This is a genomic window from Xanthomonas sp. NCPPB 3959, from assembly GCF_056675575.1.
Genome location: NZ_JBWWVR010000061.1, coordinates 1 through 253 on the forward strand (window position 1 = coordinate 1; position 253 = coordinate 253).

Sequence of the window (253 nt, forward strand, 5' to 3'; positions counted from 1 at the left end):
TCAGGTGCAGGCAAGCGGCATGCTGCCGATCGGCCGTGCGATGGAGAACACGGCGCTGTACGTGCTGGACGCGCGGATGGAATTGCAGCCGCCGGGCGTGGCAGGTGAGCTGTACATCGGCGGATGGGGAGTGGCGAAAGGGTACGTGAAGCGGGAGGCGTTGACGGCCGAGCGCTTCGTGGCGAGCGCGTTCGAGGCTGGGGAACGGCTGTACCGCACAGGCGACCGGGTGCGCTGGCGCAACGACGGGCAG

At 68.8% G+C, this 253-nt stretch carries 1 protein-coding gene; it reads left to right on the forward strand.

From position 1 onward, the window contains the following. A partial coding sequence (locus AC1KVG_RS21815; RefSeq protein ID WP_481095814.1) for an AMP-binding protein occupies positions 1 to 253 on the forward strand: 253 nt, incomplete at both ends.